Here is a 2,167-nt window from a genome sequence, read left to right as displayed (position 1 = left end):
TGGTGGGCGGCATAGGCATCATGAACATGATGCTCACCAACGTAACTGAGCGCATCCGCGAGATCGGCATCAGGCGCGCGCTTGGTGCCACCAGACGAGATATCACAGCCCAGTTCCTTACCGAATCGGCAGCGCTGTGCGTGACCGGAGGCATCATTGGAACCATCGCGGGCTTCGCGATCGCATGGGCGCTAGCCACCGTGGCAAGCTCGATGGACCTTACGTCGAGTATGGGCACCTCGGGAGCCATCACGCCCCTCATCGCCCCTCAGACCATTTTGCTCGCCGTTGGTCTCTCGGTGGGAATCGGCCTCATCTTTGGCTACTATCCCGCGCGGCGCGCAGCAAAGCTCGATCCGGTGGAATGCCTCCGCTACCAGTAACCTTGCCCTAGAGCAACCATGAGGCGGGAGCACCTTGCGCGCTTACGCGCGTTTAGGGCGCTCCCGTTTTTTACCGAACACGTTTATAGCGAAACCAATAAACGCCCCGTCCACCTAGCCCTAACAACGGGCGCTCAGGTGGACGGGGCGATTCCAATCTATGTTCCAGCTAATCCTAGCGCTTGCTGGCGGCGCGCTTCTTCTTCATCATCGTTGGAGAAACGGTGATGCCCTCAGACGTCCTGCGAACGTGGACGCGTGCGTGAGAAGCCCTAGAAGGCTTTACAGCGCTGGCGCTGGGCTCAGGAGTGCCGGCGGGAGATTCCACGGCGTTTTGGGCAGCTCTGGCGCCTTCAACCTCATGCAGGGCGACGGAAACCGTGTCTGCGTGATGATGCGGAGTAGCGCCGTGAGAGGCACCCTTTTTTCCCGAACGCTTCTGCTTGGGCTTACCGACCAGCCGATCCCAACGCGCGTGGATGCTCTCATTATGCGCGCTCTTAAGACCCAAAAGGGGCGCCGCCAGGATGGTGGGCGCGATAAAGGTGATCAGACGCCACAGCAGATAGCCGGCCGTGGCCGCCTCGCCATAGAAGTGTCCCAAGAACAGCGCAAAGCCACCTTCGGCGCCGCCCGTGCCGCCGGGAAGCGGGACAGCGGAGCTCAAGAGCTGAACAAACGCCGAGGCCGCCATGACGGAGAGGAAATCGACATCGTGCTTGCCAAACGCGAGCATGATGAAATATGGGACCAAGTAGAAGAAAGCAAGCTGCAGCATGGTGATAACCACCGTGAGCGCCATCGAGCTGAAGTGACCGGCAGAGAGCTTAAACTTTTCGGAGAACGAGTACACCTCGCCGTCAACAAAGGCGCGCCAACGCTCCACCTTGGCCGTGGACACGCCGACACGGGCAAGGATGGTAAGGCCCCAGTGCGCCACGCGAATAACCGTCTTGGGCATAAGGGCTATGGCGAAAATCATGAGCAGGATCATGACATGTCCGCCAAAGCTGAAGAAGCACAGGATGGTTAGCGCCTGAACGTCCGAATAGCGCTCCAAGAAGAACGGCATGCGGGCGGCGAGCAGAATCGCTCCCCAGACAACCAAGCCGAATTGGTAGACGATGAAACGCGTGAACTGCGTCGCTCCTGCCTCACCCACGTTTTGGCCGGCTTTGGTGAGGCGGTAGATCTGCGCGGGCGTGGAACCCATCATCATGGGCGTCAGGTTACCAAAAAAGATACCGCTGGCCTCGACCGAGATAAGGTCGCGAATACCCACGGGAGAATTGGGATCGAGCCAGACGGCGATCGCATATGCGGCGATACCGAAGATGAGATAGAGCAGCATGCAGACGCAGGCAGCGATAAGCCAAGGAGCCTGAACGTTCTTCATAGCATCCATGAACTGAGCAACCTGGCCGGTTGCAACCAGATACACGACAAAGCAGAGAAGCGCGAAGCCGATGAAGATGGCTCCGCGGCGCGCGCTCTTATGGTCGTCGCCGCCTGCGGGTTGCGCGTCAACGCGAGGCTTTGGGGCTGCCGTATTGGTCGAATCAACCATAGTGCTCCTACAAGGTCCCTAGAGAGTTACATACCTATTGTACGTTTGATGATGCGCAACAGGCGTGTGGTTGTAGCGCAAAAACGAATTCAAAGCATCCCCGCAACCATCAAGGAATTGTCGACATGCCAACGCTAGCGGAGCATTCGAGTTCAGATAACAAAACAGGCCGGGTAACCGGCCTGTAAACTGTTGGTAGCCCGTACCGGATTCGAAC

2 protein-coding genes are annotated in these 2,167 nt (G+C 58.4%); one reads left to right on the top strand and one right to left on the bottom strand.

Annotated features, from left to right (window positions below; genetic code table 11):
- On the top strand, positions 1–383 hold a 383-nt coding region (locus B3H65_RS04235), incomplete at its 5' end, for an ABC transporter permease (RefSeq protein ID WP_286684253.1).
- Between the two features lie 175 nt (positions 384–558).
- Here the strand turns inward: B3H65_RS04235 and B3H65_RS04230 are convergent.
- Entirely contained in the window at positions 559–1,950 is a 1,392-nt protein-coding gene (locus B3H65_RS04230; RefSeq protein ID WP_281694727.1) for a lysylphosphatidylglycerol synthase transmembrane domain-containing protein, read from the bottom strand.
- Positions 1,951–2,167: the final 217 nt, after the last annotated feature.

This window comes from Collinsella sp. UBA1693, assembly GCF_002320115.1.
Taxonomy (GTDB): domain Bacteria; phylum Actinomycetota; class Coriobacteriia; order Coriobacteriales; family Coriobacteriaceae; genus Collinsella; species Collinsella tanakaei.
This window is presented reverse-complemented; position numbering and strand designations above follow the sequence as displayed.